General features: G+C 73.7%; 18 protein-coding genes and 2 tRNA genes. 16 read left to right on the top strand and 4 right to left on the bottom strand.

Annotated features, from left to right (window positions below; all coding sequences use genetic code 11):
* The 5 genes from BLT82_RS16495 to BLT82_RS16475 all read left to right on the top strand — a co-directional run bounded on the left by BLT82_RS16495 (position 1) and on the right by BLT82_RS16475 (position 5,061).
* Complete coding sequence (locus BLT82_RS16495) at positions 1–1,038, top strand: acyl-CoA dehydrogenase family protein (protein ID WP_093655453.1); 1,038 nt, start codon at positions 1–3, stop codon at positions 1,036–1,038.
* Positions 1,035–1,460 carry a MaoC family dehydratase gene (locus tag BLT82_RS16490; RefSeq protein WP_093655451.1) on the top strand — a complete coding sequence of 142 codons (426 nt, stop codon included), beginning with the start codon at positions 1,035–1,037 and terminating at the stop codon, positions 1,458–1,460. Before BLT82_RS16495 ends, BLT82_RS16490 begins: the two co-directional genes overlap by 4 nt.
* On the top strand, positions 1,457–2,623 hold the full coding sequence (locus tag BLT82_RS16485) for a lipid-transfer protein (RefSeq protein WP_093655449.1): 1,167 nt from the start codon (positions 1,457–1,459) through the stop codon (positions 2,621–2,623). The genes BLT82_RS16490 and BLT82_RS16485 overlap by 4 nt, the downstream gene beginning before the upstream one ends.
* A 149-nt stretch (positions 2,624–2,772) precedes the next feature.
* The gene (locus BLT82_RS16480) at positions 2,773–3,318 is read left to right on the top strand and encodes a SigE family RNA polymerase sigma factor (protein WP_093655447.1); all 546 of its coding nucleotides are present in this window, start codon (positions 2,773–2,775) and stop codon (positions 3,316–3,318) included.
* 90 nt (positions 3,319–3,408) lie between these two features.
* Positions 3,409–5,061, top strand: a complete 1,653-nt coding sequence (locus tag BLT82_RS16475) for a long-chain fatty acid--CoA ligase (RefSeq protein ID WP_167746029.1) — start codon at positions 3,409–3,411, stop codon at positions 5,059–5,061.
* A 166-nt stretch (positions 5,062–5,227) separates the two neighbouring features.
* On the opposite strand, the gene BLT82_RS16470 is transcribed toward BLT82_RS16475, so the two are convergent.
* Together BLT82_RS16470 and BLT82_RS16465 are read right to left on the bottom strand one after the other, a co-directional pair.
* Complete coding sequence (locus tag BLT82_RS16470; protein WP_093655443.1) at positions 5,228–9,244, bottom strand: PAS domain-containing protein; 4,017 nt, start codon at positions 9,242–9,244, stop codon at positions 5,228–5,230.
* Positions 9,245–9,777: 533 nt separating this feature from the next.
* A complete protein-coding gene (locus BLT82_RS16465) occupies positions 9,778–10,302 on the bottom strand; it encodes an SSI family serine proteinase inhibitor (RefSeq protein WP_093655441.1) in 525 nt (174 codons plus the stop codon).
* A gap of 235 nt (positions 10,303–10,537) precedes the next feature.
* Between BLT82_RS16465 and BLT82_RS16460 the strand changes: the two genes are divergently transcribed.
* From BLT82_RS16460 to BLT82_RS16405, 11 genes are all read left to right on the top strand, one after another.
* Positions 10,538–10,628: transfer RNA gene (locus BLT82_RS16460), tRNA-Ser, on the top strand.
* Between the two features lie 341 nt (positions 10,629–10,969).
* Positions 10,970–11,042: transfer RNA gene (locus BLT82_RS16455), tRNA-Arg, on the top strand.
* A 95-nt stretch (positions 11,043–11,137) separates the two neighbouring features.
* Positions 11,138–11,560, top strand: a complete 423-nt coding sequence (locus tag BLT82_RS16450) for a DUF5959 family protein (protein WP_093655438.1) — start codon at positions 11,138–11,140, stop codon at positions 11,558–11,560.
* Between the two features lie 525 nt (positions 11,561–12,085).
* Entirely contained in the window at positions 12,086–12,991 is a 906-nt protein-coding gene (locus tag BLT82_RS16440) for a DUF2797 domain-containing protein (RefSeq protein WP_093655434.1), read from the top strand.
* A gap of 139 nt (positions 12,992–13,130) precedes the next feature.
* Positions 13,131–14,144 (top strand): amidohydrolase family protein, encoded by a 1,014-nt coding sequence (locus BLT82_RS16435; RefSeq protein ID WP_093655432.1) that lies wholly within the window; start codon positions 13,131–13,133, stop codon positions 14,142–14,144.
* A gap of 179 nt (positions 14,145–14,323) precedes the next feature.
* Positions 14,324–15,064 carry a response regulator transcription factor gene (locus BLT82_RS16430; protein ID WP_093655430.1) on the top strand — a complete coding sequence of 247 codons (741 nt, stop codon included), beginning with the start codon at positions 14,324–14,326 and terminating at the stop codon, positions 15,062–15,064.
* Entirely contained in the window at positions 15,065–16,594 is a 1,530-nt protein-coding gene (locus BLT82_RS16425) for a sensor histidine kinase (RefSeq protein WP_093655428.1), read from the top strand.
* Positions 16,595–16,619: 25 nt separating this feature from the next.
* A complete protein-coding gene (locus BLT82_RS16420) occupies positions 16,620–17,981 on the top strand; it encodes a bifunctional glycosyltransferase family 2/GtrA family protein (protein WP_093655426.1) in 1,362 nt (453 codons plus the stop codon).
* The gene (locus BLT82_RS16415; RefSeq protein ID WP_093655424.1) at positions 17,978–20,101 is read left to right on the top strand and encodes an ArnT family glycosyltransferase; all 2,124 of its coding nucleotides are present in this window, start codon (positions 17,978–17,980) and stop codon (positions 20,099–20,101) included. The genes BLT82_RS16420 and BLT82_RS16415 overlap by 4 nt, the downstream gene beginning before the upstream one ends.
* A 73-nt stretch (positions 20,102–20,174) precedes the next feature.
* A complete protein-coding gene (locus tag BLT82_RS16410; RefSeq protein ID WP_093655422.1) occupies positions 20,175–21,671 on the top strand; it encodes an MFS transporter in 1,497 nt (498 codons plus the stop codon).
* Between the two features lie 83 nt (positions 21,672–21,754).
* On the top strand, positions 21,755–22,552 hold the full coding sequence (locus BLT82_RS16405) for a TetR/AcrR family transcriptional regulator (RefSeq protein ID WP_093655420.1): 798 nt from the start codon (positions 21,755–21,757) through the stop codon (positions 22,550–22,552).
* Positions 22,553–22,670: 118 nt separating this feature from the next.
* On the opposite strand, the gene BLT82_RS16400 is transcribed toward BLT82_RS16405, so the two are convergent.
* Positions 22,671–23,141, bottom strand: coding sequence for a PPOX class F420-dependent oxidoreductase (locus tag BLT82_RS16400; RefSeq protein WP_093655418.1), 471 nt, complete (start codon positions 23,139–23,141; stop codon positions 22,671–22,673).
* A gap of 85 nt (positions 23,142–23,226) precedes the next feature.
* Positions 23,227–24,036, bottom strand: a complete 810-nt coding sequence (locus BLT82_RS16395; RefSeq protein ID WP_093655416.1) for a YceI family protein — start codon at positions 24,034–24,036, stop codon at positions 23,227–23,229.
* Positions 24,037–24,112 lie beyond the last annotated feature (76 nt).

Here is a 24,112-nt window from a genome sequence, read left to right as displayed (position 1 = left end):
ATGGACTTCACCCCGACCGAGGAGCAGACGGCGGCCCGTGAGCTGGCCGCGCGGATCTTCGGGGACCTCTCCACCCCGGAGCGACTGTCCGCCGCGGGGACGGGGACGGACGCGGAGCTGTGGAAGGCGTTGTGCGCGACCGGACTGACCTCGGCCGTCGAGGACGTCGGACTGCTCGGCCTGGTCCTGCTGCTGGAGGAGCAGGGGCGCACCACCGCGCAGGTGCCGTTCGCGGTGAACTGCGTGTACGGGCTGCTGGGCGTGGGCCGGCACGGCACGGAGGAGCAGCGGGCGCGCCTCCTGCCGGCGCTCCGGGACGGTTCGGCCGTGGCGACCGGCGCCTTCCCGGACCAGGGAGCGGTACGGGCCGGCACCGACGGCCGGCTGACCGGTACGACCGGGTGGGTGCCGTGGCTGCGGGACGCCACGCACGTCCTGGTGCCGGACGCGGACCGGGGGCTCTGGCTGGTGCGGGTGGCGGACGCGGGGACCGTTCCGGTGGAGACGACCGCTCCCTGGGCCGCGGCCGCGCTCCGGCTGGACGCCACACCCGCCGAACGGCTGGGGAGCGGTGAGGCGTACGGGGATGTGCTCGCAGCGGCCAGAGTCGCCTTCGCCGGCCTCCAGGCCGGGGTGTGCGCGGGATCGCTCGCCCGGGCCGTGGCGCACACGTCCGTGCGGGAGCAGTTCGGGCGCCCGCTCGCCACCCGGCAGGCGGTCCAGCTCCGGGCGGCCGACGCCCACATGGACACGGAAGCGATCCGCGTCACGACCTACGAGGCGGCATGGCGGTTCGACGAAGGGCTGCCCTGCGCCACCCAGGTGCTCACGGCGGGCTGGTGGGCGTCCGAGGCCGGACGCCGGGTCGTGCACACCGGCCAGCATCTGCACGGCGGCATCGGAGCCGATCTGGACCACCCCGTCCACCGGCACTTCCTCTGGGGCCGCCAGATCGGCGCCCATCTGGGCTGCGGCGCCCGGCTGCTGGACGAACTCGGTGCGGTGCTGGCCCACGAGGAGAAGGAGGAGACGGCATGAGCACGAACGGAACCGCTACCCGCGGCCCGCGTGCGGGCGACGAGCTGCCCCCGCTGACCGTACCGATCACGCGCACGTTGATCGTCGCGGGGGCCATCGCCTCCCGGGACTACCAGGACGTGCACCATGACGCGGAACTCGCCCGGGAGAAGGGCTCGCCCGACATCTTCATGAACATCCTGACGACCAACGGCCTCGTCGGGCGGTACATCACGGACCACTTCGGCCCGGGAGCCGTGCTCCGCAGAGTGGCGATACGGCTCGGCGCTCCCAACCACCCCGGCGACACGATGACGTTGACCGGCACGGTCACCGAGGTCGACGGGGACACGGCGGTGGTGCGCGTGGTCGGGGCCAACGGCCTCGGCCACCACGTCACCGGCACGGTGACCGTCGCCCTGCCCGGGGAGGCGGTGGCGTGAGCCTGCACAGGGCCGACTCGCTCGGTGGCCGGGCCGCCGTCGTCGGCATCGGCGCGACGGAGTTCTCCAAGGACTCCGGACGCAGCGAACTGCGGCTGGCCGTCGAAGCGGTGCGGGCCGCGATCGACGACGCCGGGCTCTCCCCCGCCGACGTCGACGGCATGGTCACGTTCACCATGGACACCAATCCCGAGATCACCGTCGCCCAGGCGGCCGGGATCGGTGAGCTCTCCTTCTTCTCCCGCGTCCACTACGGCGGCGGCGCCGCGTGCGCGACCGTGCAGCAGGCGGCCCTCGCCGTGGCCGCCGGCGTGGCCGAAGTCATCGTCTGCTACCGGGCGTTCAACGAGCGGTCGGGACGGAGATTCGGCTCGGGGGTGCATCAGCGCGAACCCTCGGCGGAGGGTGTGGCCCTCGGCTGGAACCTTCCGTTCGGGCTGCTGACCCCGGCGTCCTGGGTGGCCATGACGGCCCAGCGCTACCTCCACACCCACGGGCTGACGCCCGAGGCGTTCGGGCAGGTGGCCGTGACGGGGCGGCGGCATGCGGCCCGCAACCCGGCGGCGTACTTCCACGGAAGGCCCATCACCCTCGACGACCACGCGTCCTCCCGCTGGATCGTCGAGCCGCTGCGGCTGCTGGACTGCTGCCAGGAGACCGACGGCGGCCAGGCCCTCGTCGTGACCTCCGTCGAGCGGGCGCGGGACCTGCCCCGGCCTCCCGCGGTCGTGGTCGCCGCTGCCCAGGGCGCGGGTCGCGCCCAGGAGCAGATGACGAGCTACTACCGCGACGATCTCACCGGACTGCCCGAGATGGGTGTCGTCGCCCGGCAGCTCTGGCGGACCTCCGGGCTGGGGCCCGGCGACATCGACGTGGGCATCCTCTACGACCACTTCACCCCCTATGTCCTGATGCAGCTGGAGGAGTTCGGCTTCTGCGGACGGGGCGAGGCGGCCGAGTTCGTCGCGGCGGACGCCCTCCCACTGAACACGCACGGGGGCCAGCTGGGGGAGGCGTATCTGCACGGCATGAACGGCATCGCCGAAGCGGTCAGACAGCTGCGGGGCACCTCCGTCAACCAGACCGCCGGGGCGGCCCGTGCCCTGGTCACGGCCGGCACGGGTGTCCCGACCTCGGCGCTGATCCTCGGGGCGGACGGATGACCCGGCGATGTGCGGGACCCTGAGGCGGAGCCGAGGCCTCCTCCACCCAGAGGAGGTGAGGGCCGCTCCACCCCTACAACCTGAGGCGGATCCGGGTTCGGGACCTGGGGCCGATCCGGGTGGGAGGCCCCCGCTCCTAGCGTGGAGCCATGACCACGCCAGTCTGCACGACCGCCTCCAGCGCCGCCGTGCCGCCGACCTCCTACACCTCGTTCTCGTCGTACGTACGGGCGCGGGGGCCCGTGCTGCTGCGGACCGCCCGCTCCCTCACGGCCAACCCGAACGACGCCGAGGATCTGCTGCAGACCGCGCTCGCCAAGACCTATGTCGCCTGGGAGCGCATCGAGGACCACCGAGCCCTCGACGGATACGTCCGCCGCGCGCTGCTCAACACCCGTACGTCGCAGTGGCGCAAGCGCAAGGTCGACGAGTTCTCCTGCGAGGAGCTGCCCGAGCCCACCGGGCTGCCCCTGGCCGACCCGGCCGAGCAGCAGGTGCTGCACGACGCGATGTGGCGCGCCGTGATGAGGCTCCCGGACCGGCAGCGCGCGATGGTCGTCCTCAGGTACTACGAGGATCTCAGCGAGGCGCAGACCGCCGAGGTGCTCGGTGTCTCGGTGGGCACGGTCAAGAGCGCCGTCTCGCGGGCGCTCGGGAAGCTCCGTGAGGACCCGGAGCTCGCCCCGGTCCGCTGAGCTTTCTTACCCGGGGGTAGTGACATACCGAGTGGTATGTGCGCAGAATCTGCACACCCCTTAGAGCTGTGCGCCCACCGGGAGGACGCCGTGCTGAGCACCATGCAGGACGTACCACTGACCGTCACCCGCATCCTGAACCACGGGACGAAGATCCACGGAAGTTCACAGGTCACCACGTGGACGGGCGAGAGCGAGCCGCATCGCCGCAGCTACCGTGAGATCGGCGAGCGTTCGGCCCGGCTGGCCCACGCCCTCCGCGACGACCTGGGTGTCGCCGGTGACGAGCGGGTCGCGACCCTCATGTGGAACAACGCCGAGCACGTCGAGGCGTACTACGCGATCCCCTGCATGGGCGCGGTCCTGCACACGCTCAACCTGCGACTGCCCGTCGAGCAGCTGGTGTTCATCGTCAACCACGCCGCGGACCGGGTCGTGATCGTCAACGGCTCGCTGCTTCCCCTGCTCGCGCCCCTGCTGCCGCACCTGCCGACCGTCGAGCACGTCGTGGTCTCGGGCCCCGGCGACCGCTCGGTGCTGGACGGGGCCGCCGCCCAGGTGCACGAGTACGAGGAACTGCTGGCCGGCAAGCCGACCACCTACGACTGGCCTGAGCTGGACGAGCGCTCGGCGGCCGCAATGTGCTACACCTCCGGCACCACCGGTGACCCCAAGGGCGTGGTGTACTCCCACCGCTCGATCTATCTGCACTCCATGCAGGTCAACATGGCCCAGTCGATGGGTCTGACGGACGCCGACACGAGCCTCGTCGTCGTCCCCCAGTTCCATGTGAACGCATGGGGCCTGCCGCACGCGGTGCTGATGTCCGGCGTGAACATGCTGATGCCGGACCGCTTCCTGCAGCCGGGCCCGATCGCCGAGATGATCGAGTCCGAGCGCCCGACGCACGCCGCTGCCGTGCCCACCATCTGGCAGGGCCTCCTCGCCGAACTCACCGCCAAGCCGCGCGATGTGAGCTCCCTCACCCAGGTCACCATCGGCGGCTCGGCCTGTCCGCCGTCGCTGATGGAGGCGTTCGACACGCTGGGCATGCGGGTCTGCCACGCCTGGGGCATGACCGAGACCTCCCCGCTGGGCACCATCGCCCGGCCGCCGGCCCACGCGGTCGGCACGGAGGCGGAGTTCGGCTACCGGCTCACCCAGGGCCGCTTCCCGGCGGGTGTCGAGGCACGGCTGCGCGGCCCGGGCGGGGAGTTCCTGCCCTGGGACGGCGAGTCCGCGGGCGAGCTGGAGGTGCGCGGTCCGTGGATCGCGGGCGCGTACTACGGCGGGGCGGCCGGTGAGCCGCTCCGGCCCGCCGACAAGTTCAGCGAGGACGGCTGGCTCAAGACCGGTGACGTGGGCGTCATCGGCGCGGACGGCTTCCTCACGCTCACCGACCGGGCCAAGGACGTCATCAAGTCCGGCGGCGAGTGGATCTCGTCCGTCGAGCTGGAGAACGCGCTGATGGCGCACCCGGAGGTGGCCGAGGCCGCCGTCGTGGCCGTGCCGGACGAGAAGTGGGGCGAGCGCCCGCTGGCGACGGTGGTGCTGAAGGACGGATCGACCGCCGACTATGCGTCGCTGAAGGAGTTCCTGGCCGGGCGGATCGCCAAGTGGCAGCTGCCGGAGCGCTGGGCGATCATCCCGTCCGTGCCGAAGACGAGCGTCGGGAAGTTCGACAAGAAGGTGATCCGCCGCCAGTACGCGGACGGTGAGCTGCAGGTCACCGAAGTGCGCTAGGCGTTCACGGTGTTCGGGGACGGCCCGGTGCGCGTCGCGTGCCGGGCCGTCCCGTGCCCGCTCCGGGTGCCGCCGGCTCCGGGCGGGACCGCGGGCGGCCGCCGGATTCCGGTCGTCGGCCGGTGCGCCGGGGTTCCGGGTGGCGGTTGCTGTGCGTTGCCGGACCTCAGTTGGTGCCGATCTTCGCGAGGAGGTCCACGATCCGGCCCTGGACCTCGGCGTTCGTGGAGCGTTCCGCCAGGAAGAGGACGGTCTCGCCCGAGGAGAGCTTCGGCAGCTCCGCCTGGTCGAGCCCGGCCGAGGTGTAGACGACGAGCGGGGTGCGGTTCAACTGCCCGTTCGCGCGCAGCCAGTCGATGATCCCCGCACGGCGCCGACGCACCTGCATCAGGTCCATCACCACCAGGTTCGGACGCATCTGCTGGGCGAGCGCCACCGCGTCCGCGTCGGTCCCGGCCCGCGCGACCTGCATCCCGCGCCGCTCCAGCGTGGCCGTCAGCGCGGCCGCGATGTCGGCGTGCTGCTCGATCAGCAGCACCCGCGACGGATGCTGTTCGCTGTCGCGCGGCGCCAGGGCCTTCAGCAGCACGGCGGGGTCCGCTCCGTACGCGGCCTCGCGCGTCGCCTGCCCCAGTCCGGCCGCCAGCAGCACGGGTACCTCGGCGGCCACCGCGGCCTGGCGCAGCGACTGCAGCGCGGTACGGGTGATCGGGCCGGTCAGCGGGTCGACGAAGAGCGCGGCCGGGAAGGCGGCGATCTGCGCGTCGACCTCCTCACGGGAATGCACGATCACCGGCCGGTAGCCGCGGTCGCTCAGCGCCTGCTGCGTGGCGACGTCGGGCGCCGGCCAGACCAGCAGCCGACGCGGGTTGTCCAGCGGCTCCGGAGGGAGTTCGTCGTCCCGGGGCAGCGGCGCGGGCCGGTTGGCGACCTCGATCGCGCCGCCGGGACCGTCCAGCGGCTCCGGCCCCTCGGCGCCCTCGTCCGGGGCGCCGATCGCGTACGCCCGGCCTTCTGCGGGCGTCCCGAGCCGCTGCGACGGACCCGGGGCGCCGGGAGGCGCCGCCTGGGGTTGCGGATGCTGTCGCGCGCCCGTCTCGGACCCCTGGCTCTCGGCCTCCTGCCGGGTGGCCAGTTTGCGGCGGCGGCCGGAGCCGAGCGTCTGGTTCTGGGCGGCGGCCTGCGGCAGGGACGCGACCGGTGCGGCGGGCACGCCCTGCCGGTTCTGCTGCTGGGCGATCTGCTGGGCGAAGGGCACGCCCTGACCGAGCGTGCGCACGCTGAACGCCCTGCCCTGCGACGCGTCGGGGTCGACCGGCTCGGGAGCGGGCTGCGGCGCGGCGGTCCCCCGCGCAGGCGTGGTCGTCCGCGCCGCGGCTGCCGGGGCCTCGGCGGGCAGCGGCTGGGCGGCGCGAGGGGACTGGACCGGTGGCTCGGCCGTCGGGACCGGGACGGCCGGGGGCAGCGGGACGGAACCGGTGTCGCCGGCCGTCGGGACCGGGACGGCGGGGGGCAGCGGGACGGAACCGGTGTCGCCGACGGTCGCGGCGGGAGCCTGGACGGCGGCGGGCGGCACCGGACCGGGCAGGGCGGGCGTCGCGTGGCCGGCGGGCGGCGTCGCGGGGCCGGCCTGCGCGGGGATGCCCTGCCCCGGTGTCTCTCCCTCTGCAGGCCGGGCACGCCGCCGCCCGGTCGGCACGGGATGCGGCTGCGGCGGGGTGTGGTCGGCGTCCGGCTCGGGACGTACCTGGTCGTGGCGGCCCTCGTCGACGGCGGACGCCGGCGTGCGGTCCGCCTCTGCGGGCGGCAGCGCGAACGGGCCCCGCGGCTCCTCGGCGGGGGCCTGCCGGTCGGCGCCGGTCGCGAGCGCTCGCCGCGCACGCCTGCCGCCCTGCTGTGCTCCGGTTCCCGCACCCGTGCCGGAAACCGCTCCCGTGGCGGCGGGCTCCAGCGCGGCGATGCCCTGACCGGCGCTCCGGCCGGCGTCCCGGCCCGTTGCCGCCGCGGTGTCCGGGGACGCCCCTGCCGGCGGCAGCGCGGGAAGCGCCGTCTGGGCCCGCCGGGCCCGCCGCCCGGTGCCCTGCTGGACCGCGGCCTCCGGGCTCACACCCTGGGGCGGGACGGTGTCCCCCAGCGCGGGGCGGCCCGCACCCGCCTCGGCCGCGGTGACGACCGAGCCGCCACGCGCAGCCGGAAGGGCGGCCGGCTCCGCCTCGGCGGGACTCGGCCTGCCGCGACGACGGCCCGTGCCGCCACCGGCGGCGGCTCCGTCCGACCCGCTCGCGCCACCGCTCGTCTCCGCGTCCGTGCGCGCCCGGCGCCGTCCGGAGGGCTCGGCCGAGCCCGGTGCCTCCTCGGGGCCCACCGGGCTCTCCAGGAACGCGTCCGTCGAGGACCGCCGCGCCCGCCGCCGCCCACCGCCGGACGTGGCCTGCGCCGGGGGTTCGGCAGGGGCCTGCTGCTCGGGGGCGGCCGCCGGCGACGGCACCGTCCCGGCTCCGTCGCCGAGCGGCACCTCCAGGACATAGGCGCTGCCGCTCATGCCCGGCACCTCGTGCGTCTGCAGCACGCCGCCGTGCGCGGTCACGATGCCGCGGACGATGGGCTCGTGCACCGGATCACCGCCGGAGTAGGGGCCGCGCACCTCGATCCGTACGACGTCGCCGCGCTGCGCGGCCGCGACCACGATGGTCGAGTCGACGTACCCGGCGCCCGGCACGACCCGGGCCTTGCCCGTCGAGTCGATGCCGGCGACATCGGCCACCAGATGGGCCAGCGCCGTCGCCAGCCGGATCCCGTCGACCTCGGCCTCGATCGGCGGGGCGTGGACCGCGAACTGCGCCCGTCCGGGTCCGATCAGCTCGACCGCGCCCTCGACCCCGGCCGCCACGACCGCGTCGAGCAGGACGACACCCTTGTGCAGCTGCTCCGTGCCGGCGTCCAGCCGCTGGAAGCCCAGGACGTTGTCGACCAGGGTCGTCATCCGGGCGTAGCCCGCGGCCAGGTGGTGCAGGATCTGGTTGGCCTCGGGCCACAGCTGGCCCGCCGGATCGGCGGCCAGCTTCCCGAGCTCGCCGCGCAGCTCCTCCAGGGGCCCGCGCAGGGCGTCGCCGAGCACCGCGGCCAGCTGGGCGTGCCGGGCGGCCAGCGAGGTCTCCCGTTCGTCCCGGGCCTCGATCTCCGCCGCGTACTGCTCGGTCCTGTCCGCGATCTCCGCGGTGTGCTTCTCCACCAGTTCGGCCAGCTCGGCCGCGTGCCGCTCGTCCCGCTCGGCCATGTCGGTCGCGTACTTCTCGTCGCGCTCCGCGATGTCCGCGGTGTACTTCTCGTCCCGCTCGGCGATCTGCGCGGCGTGGCGCTCCGCCTGCTCCTCGTAGGGCCGCCGGTCGGTGAACGTCATCACCGCGCCGACCAGCTGCTCACCGTCCCGCACCGGCGCGGTCGTCAGGTCGACCGGCACCGGCTTGCCGTCCTTGGCCCACAGCACCTGGCCGCGGACCCGGTGCTTGCGCCCGGACTTGAGGGTGTCGGCGAGCGGGGACTCCTCGTACGGGAACGGCTCGCCCTCCGGGCGCGAGTGCAGGATCAGCGGGTGCAGTTCCTTGCCGCCGAGGTCGCTGGCGCGGAAGCCGAGGATCTGGGCGGCGGCCGGGTTGACGAGGACCACGCGGCCGTCGGTGTCCGTGCCGACGACGCCCTCGGCGGCGGCGCGCAGGATCATCTCGGTCTGCCGCTGGGAGCGTGCGAGTTCGGCCTCGGTGTCGACGGTGCCCGACAGATCGCGCACGACGAGCATCAGGAGTTCGTCGCCGGTGTAGCCGGCTCCGACGCCGGCCGAGTCGTACGCCTCACGGCCGTCCTCGAGGCTGGCGCTGGTCACCTCCACGGGGAACTCGCTGCCGTCCGTGCGGCGGGCGACCATCCGGGTCGGCTTCGTGCGGCCGCGCTCGTCGGCGGAGTCGGGGCGGCGCATCGAACCGGGGATGAGCTTGGAGTCGAAGGCCGGCAGCAGGTCGAGGAGGCCGCGCCCGACGAGCGCGGTGCCGGGGGCCTCGAACATCTCGAGGGCGATCGTGTTGGCGTTGACGACCGTGCCGTTGCAGTTGACGAGGACGAGCCCGTCCGGGAGGGCGTCGAGTATGGCGGCGAGGCGAGCAGCGCCTCGGGATGGCCTGCTGCTCACGACGACGCTTCCTCCCTGACCTACAGCATCTTGCGGCGGACGGCCGGGGCCATCTTGCCCTCGCGGCCGCAGCCTGTCACTGGAGGGAGTCTAAGGGCTGGGGATGCGGCCGCGACGGTGGATGAGGGGGAGCTCTCACCAAGGTTCTGTGTACACACAGTCCCCTGGAGCCCTCTCGCACGCCCCTGACCTGGGCGCGACCGGACCGCCCGGAGTGCCGAACGCGGCCGAGGGACGTCAAGCGGGCGTGAGCGGGTGCGTTGGCCGAAACCCCGGGACGGGTTACGCCGCGGCTCCGGACGGAGCGCCGTCCGGGTGGGGGCGGGCGGGCGGGGCGGGGAAGGGCGAAAGGATTCGGAGGCGGGCGGGAAGGGCTCGGAGGTGGGGCGGGAACAGGCTCGGAGACGGCGGGAACGGCGTGGAAGGCATCCGGAAGGGCGCCGGGAAGCGTCCGGAAAGGAATCACGTCCGGAAAGGACCGGACGGGGAGCCACCCCGCCGGGGCACCCGGCGGGGTGGCCGCTGCCGGAGCGTCATGCCCGGGGGGCTCGGGGGCCGTCCTGGCGGGCGGTCGGGAGGACCGGCTCCAGGGTCTCCCAGCGGCGGATCTCGCAGCCGTTGCTGCGGTCGAAGGTGGCATCGACGCTCTGGCCGTGCCAGGTCCCGGTGATCCGCGCGGTGGCGGGCCCGCCGTGCTGCATCGTGCACATGGTGTCCTGGCCGACCGGGCGGAACGGGTCCTGCTCGTCCGTCGCGAACTCGGCCAGCCGCTCGCAGGCGGCCTGCGCCTCGGGGTGCGAGCCGCCCGCGGGACCGCCCACCGCGCCGCACGTCAGCTCGTACGTGCCGTCGGCCTGGGGGTTCCCCGTCTCCGAGGTGGTGACGGTGAGCCGGTCCCCGGGGGCGGACCGGTCCGCCGGTTCCCGCTGACCTGGCTCGAGCAGCGGCAGCGGGATAGGTGAGTGCGGGGCGGCACCCGCGGTCGGCGCGGCGGCGGTCAGCGCGGCGAGGGAGGCCGTGGCCGTCGCGGCGACGGTGAGGACGAGGCGGCGCAGCATGCGTACTCCTGGAAGCGAAGGTCTGGGGGGCGGAGCCCCGCTTCGGGGGACGGCGTCCCTGCATCTCTAACGCTCCGCACGCCCGGGCGTTGCGCAACCCTGACTGGGCCGATCGGGGTGTGAGCGCGTCTTTGCCCAGGAGCCTGCGTGCCTAGTACCGTGGGGAGCGATTGGTGGCACCCCACCCGGCTGTGTCATCATCTGCACGCACCACCCGCGACCGCGCGGGTGGTCTGGAGGCGTCGCCTAGTCCGGTCTATGGCGCCGCACTGCTAATGCGGTTTGGGTCTTAAAGCCCATCGAGGGTTCAAATCCCTCCGCCTCCGCACCATCACCGAAGCCCCGGCCCGACGGCCGGGGCTTCGGTCGTTCTCCACGCGGGTACGGCGGCTCCGCCGGCCGGCGCCCCACGGCCGTCCCTCACGCCGTCACCGGTCGCGGGTCCTGCCCGCTCGACCGGCCCCGACGGCCGGAGGCCGCCTTCCCGGGTGCTCCGAGGCCGTCCGCAACCACCCCGGCCCACGATCCCCAGCGGTGGTCGCCCATACGGCCGTCCGGGCGTTTGTGCAGGTCAGAAGGGGTGGAGCTAATGGATTTCACGTGACGGCGCAGGTCATGTAATGTTGTTCCCGCAACGCCGACCGGGCCGAAAAGCCCAGGCCGACAAGCACTCGTAGCTTAACGGATAGAGCATCTGACTACGGATCAGAAGGTTGCAGGTTCGAATCCTGCCGAGTGCACACAGATCAAGGCCCCCTCGGGATCATCCCGGAGGGGGCTTTGTCGTGCCGTACGGCAGCGACGCACAGCAACCGTGCCTGTCCCAGGGGGATCCGTGACCGAGAGCGCCGAGCCGGTGGAACTGATCCGCTTGGACGACGGTGTGCAGAGCGTCGCCGTTCGGGTGCTCTCCCGGGAAGGGGACTACTACGACGCGGAGATCGTCATCGAGAGCGACTTCGTCAACGCCACCGTCCGGACGGGATTCGACGCCGACGACATCCGGGCGTGGGGATCGCTGCTGGACGCCGTCCAGGGAGACGAACACGACGACGAAGGCACGGTGTTCGCCGGAGACTGGCCGCAGGAAGGCCGCACCGCGTACCTCACCTTCGTGGCCGATGACCCGTACGTCGTCGAGGTTCGCGATGCGCCCAGCACGCGGATATGCGTGCGCGTGCCCCTGGACCTGGACGGTGATTGGATCACCGAGGCGCGAGAGCGGCACGCGGCCGCCCGGCAAGCGCTCGGCGCGTAGCGATCAGTCACACGTGGCCCATGGCTCCGGACAGCTTGGCGATCGGGGGCGCGTACCTCTTCGTCGCCGGCCGCGGCGTGGACAGCCCGCCACCGCGCCGGTGATCGATACGGCCGGCAACACGGTGGCCGCCACCGACCCCGTCGGCAAACGGCCCTTCAGGGGCGATCGCGGCCGTCGGAGTCGTCGGCGACGATCCGGTGCCGACCGAGCCAGGGCTCAAGGCCACGAAGGAGAAGGGCTCCAGGGGCCGCGAGCCCCTCGAGCTGACCGCCCGGCTGACCGCCGGCGGCCGGCCGCCGGAAGGCGAGGGCGTCACCTTCACCGCCGACCGCACGACGCCGTGCACCGGCACCACCGGCACCCGGGGCCAAGCAACCTGCCCGGGTCCCCGCCAGGCACCGCGCGGCCCCACCCGATCGGGTTCCGCTCGCCGGTGATCCTGCTCGGTGCCCTCGGAGTACCCCGGCCTCCGGCACCACCGCGGTCCGATAGCGTCCTTCCGAGGCCGGAGGAGCGCGGGGCATGGGCGGCGAGCAGTGGCGGTGCCGGGGTTTGAGCTGGGGGCGAGGGGCTCCCGAGCTGCGGTGGGTGCGCGGTGCGCAGACGCGGGTGAGCCGGCTCACCCAGGGACAGGAGATCGCGTTCCGGGCGGTCGGGGTGCGGCAGTGCGCCGGGGCGCGGGGGCACGTGTGCCCGCTCGGTGCCGTGGTGTCCGGCAGGAGCACCGGCGGGCAGTGCCCGGAGTGCGCGCGACTGGACCGGGCGCATTCCGTGGCCGCCGACACCGTCGCCGACGATCCGCGGACGTTCCGGGTCTATCTCGCCTGGTTCGGGCCCGGGATGGTGAAGGTCGGGATCACCGCCGAGGAGCGGGGTACGGCGCGTCTGCTGGAGCAGGGCGCGGTGGTGTTCTGCTGGCTGGGGCGCGGGCCGCTGATGGCCGCGCGCCGTACGGAGGAACTGCTGCGCGCGGCGCTCGGCGTACCCGACCGGGTCGCCTACGCACGCAAGCGGGCGGTGCGCCCGGTGCTCCCGGTCGCCGCCGACGAGCGGGCGGCCGAGGTCGTGGAGCTGTACGCGCGGGCCGTGGCGCTGCCGGGGTGGCCCGAGGCGCTCGAGCGGACCGGGTTCGAGGCAGTGGACCACGCCCGGGTGTTCGGGCTGGAGCACACGGGGCCGCAGGGACCGGCGGCCGCGGGCCCGGCGGTCCTGCGGGTGGTGCGGGAGCTGGTGGACGGCGGAGTCGTGGCCGGGCGGCTCGTCGCGGCGGCGGGCCCCGATCTGCATCTGGGCGCCCACGACGGCCGGGTGACGGTGCTCGACACCCGCCTGCTGTCCGGCTGGGAGCTCGTCGCGGCAGATCCTCGTTCCGCGCCGACCGTGCCGGTGGACGAGCTGCCGACGGGCGTCCAGGACGGGCTCTTCTGACGGCTTCCGGACCCACTCCCGACCTCGCCACGGGGCCCGTCCACCGCCCGTCCGCAGCCGGTACGCGGGCGCCGGCACGGCACCGCGGCCCGAGGCCGGGGCCTGGACAGCCAGTCCTCGCACGTCGGAGGGTGTGGGCATGAGCGATCACCCGGTGACGGAACCGAACCTCCCCGCCTCCCCGTGCTGTTCGCCGAGTACGCCGAGTACGCCGAGTACGCCGAGTACGCCGAATGCGCCGAATAGGCCGAATACGCCGGGGTCGGCCCGCGGCGACGACGAGGCCCTGGCGGTGCGGGCGTTCTGGAAGCGGCTGGGGCTGCCGGGACTCGTCGACGTGCACACCCACTTCATGCCCGAGCGGGTCCTGGACAAGGTGTGGGCGTACTTCGACTCCGCCGGACCGCTGACGGGCATGGCGTGGCCCATCACCTACCGCGAGGAGGAGGGCCGGCGGCTCGCGCTGCTCAGGGAGTTCGGGGTGCAGCACTTCACGTCGATGCTGTATCCCCACAAGCCGGGCATGGCGGAGTGGCTCAACGGGTGGGCGGCGGACTTCGCCGCCCGGACGACCGGCTGTCTGCGGACGGCGACCCTGTATCCGGAGCAGGGCGTGGAGTGCTATGTCCGCGAGGCCGTCGAGAGCGGTGTCCGGGTGTTCAAGTCGCACGTCCAGGTCGGTGCGTACGACCCCAACGACGCCCTCCTCGACCCCGTGTGGGGGCTGCTCGCCGAGGCGCGCGTCCCGGTCGTGATGCACTGCGGGTCCGGGCCGGCGCCCGGCAAGCACACGGGGCCCGAGCCGGTGGGACGGCTCCTCGCGCGCCATCCCCGACTGTCGCTGATCGTCGCCCACATGGGGATGCCGGAGTACACGGACTTCCTGGACCTCGCCGAACGCCACGAGGAGGTGCGCCTGGACACGACGATGGCGTTCACCGACTTCAGCGAGCGCCTCAGCCCGTTCCCGGCGACCGCGCGGGCGCGGCTGGCGGACCTGGGGGACCGCGTGCTGCTCGGGACCGACTTCCCCAACATCCCGTACCCGTACGTTCACCAGCTCCGGGCGCTGGAGCGGCTGGAGCTCGGCGACGACTGGCTGCGCGCGGTGTGCCACGGGAACGCGGCCGCGCTGTTCTCCCTCGAGCCGTGAAGCCCGTCCCCGGCGGCTCGTGAAAGGCACTTTTCCCGGCGGCCCGTTCCGCCGTGAACCGTGGACGCCCGCTCCCCGGCGGCTCGTGGCACCGTGATCCCACGGCGACCGGGGCCGTTCTCAGGGAATTCACAGGTAGCCGCAAGGCCCCTCTCACCGCGGCGGCCCAGAGTGGCGGCATGACGACGACCACGGCCCGGCACCGGGGAGACCTGCGAAGGACGGGCGGCGGCCCCGTACGGGTGCTCGTCGTGGACGACGAGTCGTCCCTCACGGAGCTGCTCTCGATGGCCCTGCGCTACGAGGGCTGGGAGGTGCGCAGCGCGGGCGACGGGGCGGGCGCCGTACGCGCGGCGCGTGCCTTCCGGCCCGACGCCGTGGTCCTCGACGTGATGCTCCCCGACATTGACGGGCTGACGGTCCTCGGCAGACTGCGGCGCGAACTCCCGGACGTGCCGGTGCTGTTCCTCACGGCCAGGGACGCCGTCGAGGACCGGATCGCCGGTCTCACGGCGGGCGGCGACGACTACGTCACCAAGCCGTTCAGCCTGGAGGAGGTCGTGGCACGGCTGCGCGGGCTGATCCGGCGCTCCGGGACGGCGGCGGCCGCGCGCGACGAGTCGCTGCTCGTCGTCGGCGACCTGACGCTCGACGAGGACAGCCACGAGGTGACCCGGGGCGGTACGTCGATCCACCTCACGGCGACGGAGTTCGAACTGCTGCGCTATCTGATGCGCAATCCCCGGCGGGTGCTCAGCAAAGCGCAGATCCTGGACCGGGTGTGGTCGTACGACTTCGGCGGCCAGGCCAACGTGGTCGAGCTCTACATCTCGTACCTGCGGCGCAAGATCGACGCGGGGCGCTCCCCGATGATCCACACCCGGCGCGGAGCGGGATATCTGATCAAGCCCGGTGAATAGGTGAGCGGCGGCCCCGGCGGCGGATGGTCGCTGCGGACCCGGCTGGTCGTGTCCGCGGTGGTGCTCATCGCGGTGGTCGCGGCGGTCATCGGCACGGTGACGACGCTGGCGCTGCGCACGTACCTGTACGGGCAGAAGGACGAGCAGCTGCGCGGCGTCGCGCTGCGGGCGGCCGGTCCGCCTCCGGGTGCGCCGGTCGGCGGCCCTCGACCGCCGGAGCCGCTGCGGTTCGTCACGGGCGGCGGCGCGCCGCTCGGGACGGTCGGCGTGCAGGTCGCGGCGGACGGTGCCCTCGGCGACGGGGTCGTCTCCACCCAGCAGGACTCGGACGAACTGGGTCCACGGGTCACGGACCGGGCCCTGACCGGGGCGGAGAAGGCCGCGCTCACGGCCGTACCGCACGACGGACGGCCGCACACCGTGGAACTGCCGGGTCTCGGTGACCACCGCGTCGAGTACCGGGCCGGCGGCAACGGCGCGTTCCTCGTCGGCGTCCCCCTCGCCGAGGTCCGCAGCACCCTGGGCACCCTCGTCGTCGTCGAGATCTGTGTGACCGCGGCGGGGCTGGCCGCCGCCGGACTGGCGGGCGGCACCCTGGTCGGGGTCGCCCTGCGGCCGCTGCGGAGGGTCGCGGCGACCGCCACCCGGGTCTCCGAACTGCCCCTGCACAGCGGCGAGGTGGCGCTGCACGAGCGGGTGCCCGAGGCGGAGGCCGACCCCGGCACCGAGGTCGGGCGGGTCGGCGCCGCGCTCAACCGGATGCTCGACCACGTCCATTCCGCCCTGCACGCGCGGCAGGAGAGCGAGACGCGGGTGCGGCAGTTCGTGGCGGACGCCGGCCATGAGCTGCGCACCCCGCTCGCTTCCATCCGCGGCTACGCCGAGCTGACCCGCCGCGGCCGGGAGCGGCCCGGTCCCGACACCCGGCACGCGCTCGCCCGGATCGAGTCGGAGGCCACCCGGATGACGGGACTGGTGGAGGATCTGCTGCTGCTGGCGCGGCTCGACGCGGGCCGGCCGCTGGCGTACCGGAGCACCGATCCGGCCCCGCTGGTCGTCGACGCGGTGAGCGACGCACGGGCCGCGGGCCCGGAGCACGTCTGGCGTCTGGACCTGCCGGACGACCCCGCCGTGGTGCGGGCCGATCCTGAGCGGCTGCAGCAGGTGCTGGTCAACCTGCTGGCCAACGCTCGTACGCACACTCCGCCGGGGACCACCGTCACCGCGGCCGTGCGTCCGCTGGAGTGCCGGACGGCGGTCGCGCTCGAGGTCAGGGACGACGGCCCCGGCATTCCGCCTGCGCTTCTTCCGCATGTCTTCGAACGCTTCGCCCGCGGCGATCCCTCGCGCTCCCGGCACGCGGGCAGCACGGGTCTCGGGCTCGCCATCGTGCACGCCGTGGTCACGGCGCACGGCGGAACGGTGGACGTGGCGAGTGCGCCGGGACGTACGGTCTTCTCCGTACGGCTGCCGCTCGTGCGGGAGCCCGGCGACTCACAGACGGCGCACAGCCTCGGCACACGGCGGTGACAGCGGCCCGGTCGAGAGTCGGGCCATGCGAACCGACACCCCGGCGGGCACCACCGCCACGGGCACCCTGCCGGCACGGGAGCACCTGCCCGTGGGCGCGGCGGGTCCGCCCGTGCTCGATGTGGTGGTCCCCGTCTTCAACGAGGAGAAGGACCTGGAGCCGTGCGTGCGCAGGCTCCACGGCCATCTCGTCCGCACCTTCCCGTACGGCTTCCGGATCACCGTCGCGGACAACGCCAGCACCGACCGCACCCCCCGCGTGGCGGCGGAGCTCGCGGCCTCGGTCCCGGAGGTCCGCGCGTTCCGGCTGGAGCAGAAGGGACGCGGCCGTGCGCTGCGGGCCGTGTGGGCGGCGTCCGACGCGCCGGTGCTGGCGTACATGGACGTGGATCTGTCCACCGACCTCAACGCGCTGCTGCCCCTGGTCGCCCCGCTGATCTCCGGGCACTCGGACCTGGCGATCGGCTCACGGCTCACCCGGTCGTCGCGGGTGGTGCGCGGGGCGAAGCGGGAGTTCGTCTCCCGCACGTACAACCTGATCCTGCGCGGCTCGCTCGCCGCGCGCTTCTCCGACGCGCAGTGCGGCTTCAAGGCGATACGGCGTGACGTTGCCGAACGGCTGCTGCCGATGGTCGAGGACCCCGGCTGGTTCTTCGACACCGAGTTGCTGGTGCTGGCCGAGCGGGCCGGGCTGCGGATCCACGAGGTGCCCGTGGACTGGGTCGACGACCCGGATTCCACCGTGCACATCGTCCGAACGGCCGTCGACGACCTGAAGGGCGTGCTGCGGGTCGGACGGGCGCTGGCGGTCGGCGCGCTGCCGCTGGACCGGCTCGCGCGGCCGTTCGGCGACGACCCGAGGGACCGCCGCATCAGCGGGGTCCCCGGCGGGCTGGCCGGGCAACTGGTCGGCTTCTGCGCCGTCGGCGTGCTCTCGACGCTCTGCTACCTGCTCCTGTATTCGGTGTTCCGCACCGGGGCGGGGTCGCAGACCGCGAACGCCGCCGCGCTGCTCCTCTCCGCCGTCGCCAACACGGCGGCGAACCGCAGACTGACCTTCGGTGTGCGGGGGCGCGACCGGGCGGTGCGCCACCAGGCCCAGGGGCTGGTGGTCTTCGGCATCGGGCTCGCCCTCACGAGCGGATCCCTCGCCGCACTGGACGCGGCGGCCGGCACCCCCTCCCACGGCACCGAGCTGGCGGTCCTGGTGGTGGCCAACCTCGCCGCCACCGTGCTGCGCTTCCTGCTCTTCCGCGCCTGGGTCTTTCCCGACCGCCGCGACCTGCCGCGCGCCGCGGAGGGGACGGAATCCGCCCTGCCGCGCGCCGCGGACACGGCGGCATCCGGCGCCCGTACGACGGGCACGACCAGGGGGATCCGACGATGACGACCGCACAGCACGACGCGTACTCGGCTCCCGGGCACGCGACGCCGGGACCGCCGGGAACGCTTCCGCGACCGGGCCTGGCCGCCCGGCTGTGGCGGGGCCGTGCCGAGGACCCGGCCTGGGCGCGGCCCGCCCTGATCGCCCTGCTGGGGCTGACCGGGGCGCTGTACCTGTACGACCTGAGCGCCTCCGGATACGCCAACTCCTTCTACTCCGCCGCCGTCCAGGCGGGCGGCGAGAGCTGGAAGGCCTTCTTCTTCGGCTCGTCCGACGCCGCGAACTCCATCACCGTCGACAAACCGCCCGCCGCGCTCTGGCCGATGGCCCTGTCGGTACGGCTGTTCGGGCTGGGTTCATGGCAGATCCTGGTGCCCGAGGTGCTGATGGGCGTGGCGGCGGTGGCCGTCGTCCACGCCGCGGTCCGCAGGCGCTTCAGTGCGACGGCGGGGCTGATCGCGGGTGCGGTGCTGGCGCTGACACCGGTCGCCGCGCTGATGTTCCGCTTCAACAACCCGGACGCGCTGCTGGTGCTGCTGATGACGGTGGCCGTGTACTGCGTGCTGCGGGCGCTGGAAGCGGCTCGCACCGGCTGGCTGGTGTGGGCGGGCGTGGCGGTCGGGTTCGCGTTCCTCACCAAGACCCTGCAGGCGTTCCTCGTCCTGCCCCCGCTCGCGCTCGTGTACGCGGTGTGCGCGCCCACCCCCGTGCGGCGGAGGATCGGCCAACTCGCCCTCGCGGGGCTGGCGCTGATCGCGTCCGCCGGCTGGTGGGTGGCGATCGTCGAACTGTGGCCGGCGTCCTCGCGCCCGTACATCGGCGGCTCCGAGAACAACAGCTTTCTGGAACTCACCTTCGGCTACAACGGCTTCGGCCGCATCAGCGGCAACGAGACCGGCAGCGTCGGTGGCGGCGGCGGTCGGGGTGGTGGCTGGGGGGAGACCGGCATCGGGCGGATGTTCGGCGACAGCGTCGGAGGTCAGATCTCCTGGCTGCTGCCCGCCGCACTGGTCCTGCTCGTCGCGGGCCTGGTCGTGACCCGGCGGAGCGGCAGGGCCGACACCGCGCGGGCGGCCTTCCTCGTCTGGGGCGGCGCGCTGCTGACGACGCTCCTGGTCTTCAGCTTCATGGCCGGCATCTTCCACGAGTACTACACGGTGGCGCTCGCCCCGTACATCGCGGCGATCGTCGGCATGGGCACCACCGTCCTGTGGGAGGAGCGGGCCCACCCGGCGGCCCGTGCGGTGCTGGCCGGGGCGGCGGCGGTGACGGCGGTCTGGGCCCACGTCCTGCTCGGCCGCACCGCGGACTTCGTGCCGTGGCTGCGTCCGGTGGTGCTGGTGTGCGGACTCGTGGCGGCGGCGGGACTGCTGTTCGCCGGGCGAATCGGGCGCGGGCTCGCGCTGGGCGCGGCGGGCCTCGGGCTCGCGGCGGCGCTGGCCGGTCCCGTGGCGTACACCCTGTCCACCCTTGGCGAAGGGCATCAGGGCTCGATCGTGACGGCGGGGCCGGAGTCGTCGCGCGGCGGCGGCGGCGGGGGCCCCGGCGCCCGCGGTGGCGGTGGTCCCGCGGCGGACGGTCCGGGCGGGATGCCACCGGCTGCGGGGGACGGACGCGGCAGTGCTCCAGGCCAGCGCCAGCCTCCGGGACTGGGCCAGGGGCAGATGCGGGGCGTGCCGCCCGGCGCCGGGCGGCAGGGCCAGGGCCGCCTGGCGCAGGGCGAGGGCCCGGCCGGTGCCGGCCGGGCGGGTGGTCTCCTCGACGGGCCCGACGTCGGTTCCGCCGTCGCCGCCAGGCTGACGGAGAACGCCTCCGCCCACACCTGGGTGGCCGCAGCGGTCGGCTCCCAGAACGCGGCCGCGTACCAACTCGCAACCGAGGAGCCCGTCATGGCGATCGGCGGCTTCAACGGCAGCGACCCGTCACCCACGCTCGCCCGGTTCCAGCAGTACGTGGCCGCCGGGAGCATCCACTGGTTCATCGACGGCGGCGCGGGCGGCGGCGCCCGGGGAGGTGGCCCTGGCGGCGGAAGCGGCGCCGAGATCCAGGAGTGGGTCCGGGCGACCTTCACGCAGGTCACCGTGGGGGGCACCACCCTGTACGACCTCACCTCGGCGCAATAGCGCTATACGGCGTAAGGGAAAGCCTTGTACGGTGTACGAGAAGTCAGTCCCGTACACCGTACAAGGAGCAGGCGTGACCGCCTCGACCACGGAATCGCAAGCCCTCGCCGCCCCGGGCGGGCACCCGCAGCGCTGGCTCGTCCTCGGCGTCATCTGTCTCGCCCAGCTGACCGTGCTGCTCGACAACACCGTCCTCAGCGTCGCGATCCCCTCCCTCACCAGGGAGCTCGACGCGTCCACCGCCGACATCCAGTGGATGATCAACGCCTACTCCCTGGTCCAGTCGGGCCTGCTGCTCACCGCGGGCAACGCGGCCGACCGCTACGGCCGCAAGCTGATGCTCGGCTCCGGTCTCGTCGTCTTCGGCGTCGGTTCGCTGGCTGCCGGACTCGCCCAGACCTCGGGGCAGTTGATCGCCGCCCGGGCGGGCATGGGGATCGGCGGCGCCCTGCTGATGACCACCACCCTCGCCGTCATCGTGCAGATCTTCGACGACGGCGAGCGGGTGAAGGCCATCGCCCTCTGGTCCACGGTCAGTTCACTCGGGTTCGCCGCCGGGCCGCTGATCGGCGGGGTGATGCTCGACCACTTCTGGTGGGGCGCGATCTTCCTCGTCAACATCCCGGTCGCGGTGATCGGCCTGGTGGCGGTGGTCGCCCTCGTGCCGGAGTCCAGGCACAAGGCCGGTGACCGGCCCGACCTGCTCGGCGCGCTGCTCTCGACGGTCGGCATGACGGCGCTCGTCTGGGCGATCATCACCGGGCCCGAGCACGGCTGGACCTCCGCACAGGTCGTGGTCCCGTCACTGACCGGTGCGGTGGTCCTCGGCGCGTTCGCCCTCTGGGAGCTTCGGATCGAGCACCCCATGCTCGACATGCACTTCTTCCGGAACCGGAAGTTCGTGGGCGCGGTCGCCGGCGCGATCCTCGTCGCCTTCGGGATGACCGGTTCGCTGTTCCTGCTCACCCAGCACCTCCAGTTCGTGCTCGGCTACGGGCCCCTGGACGCCGGACTGCGGACGGCCCCGCTCGCCCTGACCGTCGTCGCGCTCAACCTCACCGGCCTCGGCGCGCGGCTGCTGCCCCGGCTCGGCACCCCCGCCACCATCGCCCTCGGCATGGCGCTGGTGGCGGCCGGGCTCGCGGCGATCGCGGTACTGGGGGGCAGGAACGGTTACGGCGGGATGCTCCTCGGCCTGGTCGTGATGGGGGCCGGTGTGGCGCTGTCCATGCCCGCCATGGCCAACGCGATCATGAGCGCGATCCCGCCGGAGAAGGCGGGCGTGGGCGCCGGCATCAACGGCACCCTGGCGGAGTTCGGCAACGGGCTCGGCGTCGCCGTCCTCGGCGCCGTACTCAACTCCCGCTTCGCCTCACTCGTCGCCGTCCCGGCGGCCTCCCTGCCGGCGGCGCTGGCCGCCGCCGAGCGTCCCGCCGACCGGGGGCGCATCGCGGACGCCTTCGCCTCCAGCCTGCAGACCAGTCAGCTCGTCGGTGCCGCGGCGGTACTGGCGGGCGGCCTGGTGGCAGCGCTGCTGCTGCGCCGGGCCGAGAGAGCACCCGGGGCCTGAGCAGAGGAGGGCGGAGTCCGTCCGGCCCGCGGCATAGCATCTGAACCGGGCCGACCGCCCGGCAGGAACGAGGAGGGTGCGCCATGGTGTCGTCAGCCGACCGCACGGAGCGACCGGCACGGACGAGCGTGTGGCTGGAGCCCAGGACGCCGTCGAGGGGCCGCAGGTCCGAACAGCCCACCGGGCTCGACCGGGAAAGGATCACCGCGGTCACGGTGCGGCTGCTCGACGCCGAGGGGCTGGCCCGGTTCTCCATGCGCCGGCTGGCCGCGGAGATGGGCGTGACCGCGATGTCCGTGTACTGGTACGTCGACACCAAGGACGACCTGCTGGAGCTCGCCCTCGACGCGGTCTTCGGCGAGCTGCGGGTGCCGGACCCGGCGGAGGAGGGCGCCGACTGGCGCGACCAGTTGCGCGAACTCGCCGCGGGCTACCGGACGCTGCTGGTCGCCCACCCCTGGGTGCCGTCGCTGATCGGCACGTACCTCAACATCGGCCCGAACTCGCTGGCCTTCGCGAGCACCGTGCAGAAGGTCGTCCGCAACACCGGTCTGCCGCTGGGCCGGCAGCCGGCCGGGACGTCCGCCGTCTTCCAGTTCGTCTACGGCGTGGGCACGATCGAGGGCAACTTCAGGAAGCGCTGCGCCGACGCCGGGATGACGCTCGACGACTACTACGCCGAGGCGATGGGCGCGACCCGGAAGGTGCCGGAGCTCACCGAGATGTTCGAGGACGCGGAGAAGATGATGGCGGCCCGGGGCGGTGGCACGGTGGAGGAGATGCTGCAACGGGACTTCGACTACGCACTGGAGACGGTCATCGCCGGCATCGAGACGATGGTCGAGCGCAGCCGGGACACCGGGGAGGCGGGCCCTAGCTGAGGGGGCGGCCGCCGGTTCCCGTCCGCCGACGGCCCGACAGCCCCGCGGCTGCCGGGCTTCGACGCCGCCGGGCGGACCTCAACGCGTTCGGGCGGACCTCAACGCGTTCGGGCGGGCGTCACGCCTCCGGCGCCAGTCGCGCCGGGAAGCCGCCCGTGGCCACCGGCCCCCAGCGGACGGGCGTGACGCGGATGAGGGACTTGCCCTGTACGACCATGGCCTCGCGGTACTCGTCCCAGTTCGGGTGCTCACCGCTGATGTTGCGGAAGTACTCCACCAGCGGCTCCACCGACTCGGGCGCGTCGATGACCTCCGCCGTCCCGTCGATCTGCACCCACGGGCCGTTCCAGTCGTCGCTCAGCACGATGACCGCGACCCGCTCGTCGCGCTTCGCGTTGCGCGTCTTCGCGCGCTCGGGGTAGGTGGAGACGACGATCCGGCCCGAGTCGTCCACGCCGCACGTCACGGGGGAGCCCTGCGAGGAGCCGTCGGACCGGCGGGTCAGCAGCACCGCCCGGTGGCGGGGCCGCACGAACTCCAGCAACCGGTCCAGGTCCACGGGGGTGTTGCTCGCGATGTTCGCTGCCATGACCGCACCCTAAGGGCTGTCCCTGGGATCGGGCCCATGGCCGGGCCCGCGTCCGGGATCCGGGCGAGGCCCTGCGGGACAGCCCTCAGGCGCCGTCCCGTACCGCCTGGATGTCGAGGTCCACCTTGAGCGTCGTCCCGATGGCGGTCATCCCCGCCCGGACGATCTGGTTGTAGGTCATCGCGAAGTCCTCGCGGCGCAGTTCGGTGCCGGCGTGGAAGGCGGCACGCACTCCGCCCCATGGATCGGGGCCCGTGCCGAGGTACTCGAGCGCGAGGTCGACCTCGCGCTCCACACCGTGCAGCGACAGCACCCCGTGCACCGTCCAGCGGTCCTGGCCGGGTGCCCGGGACAGCCCGTGGCCGCGGTACGTGATCTCCGGGAACCGCTCCACGTCGAGGAAGTCCGCGGACCTCAGGTGCTCGTCCCGCAGGCCGTTGCCGGTGTCGACCGATGCCGCGGCGATCACCGCGTCCACGCGGGAGCGGGACACGTCCGGAGCGATCTCGATCCGCCCGGTGAAGTCCGTGAACCGGCCGTGGACGCTGGAGATGCCGAGGTGCCGGGCCACGGCGCCGACCGAGGAGTGGGCCGGGTCCACGGACCAGACGCCCGCCGCCGGCGGTTCGCTGCCGCCCTGCCGGGCGAGTACCACGGTGCCCACCTCCGCCCGCCCGCTCGCCGTGACCAGCGCGGTCGAGGCATGGGGCGCGTGGCCGGGCGCGGTCACGATCACCGTGCAGGCGCCGGCGGGCAGCGCCGTGTCCGTGCGCACACCGCCCTCGGCGTCCGCCTCGGCCCGCAGCACCTGGGCGCCGGCGGCGTCGGTCACGGTCACCACCGCGTCCCGGACGGCCCAGCCGTCCTGTGTCCTGACGCGTGCGTTCAGTCCCATCCCGTTTCTCGTCTCCTCGCCGGACATCCGGAAAAGTCGCCGGGGCGGCCGGCCGTCCCCTGCCCGCCGCCCCGGC

It is taken from the genome of Streptomyces wuyuanensis, assembly GCF_900103455.1.
GTDB classification, from domain to species: domain Bacteria; phylum Actinomycetota; class Actinomycetes; order Streptomycetales; family Streptomycetaceae; genus Streptomyces; species Streptomyces wuyuanensis.
This window is presented reverse-complemented; position numbering and strand designations above follow the sequence as displayed.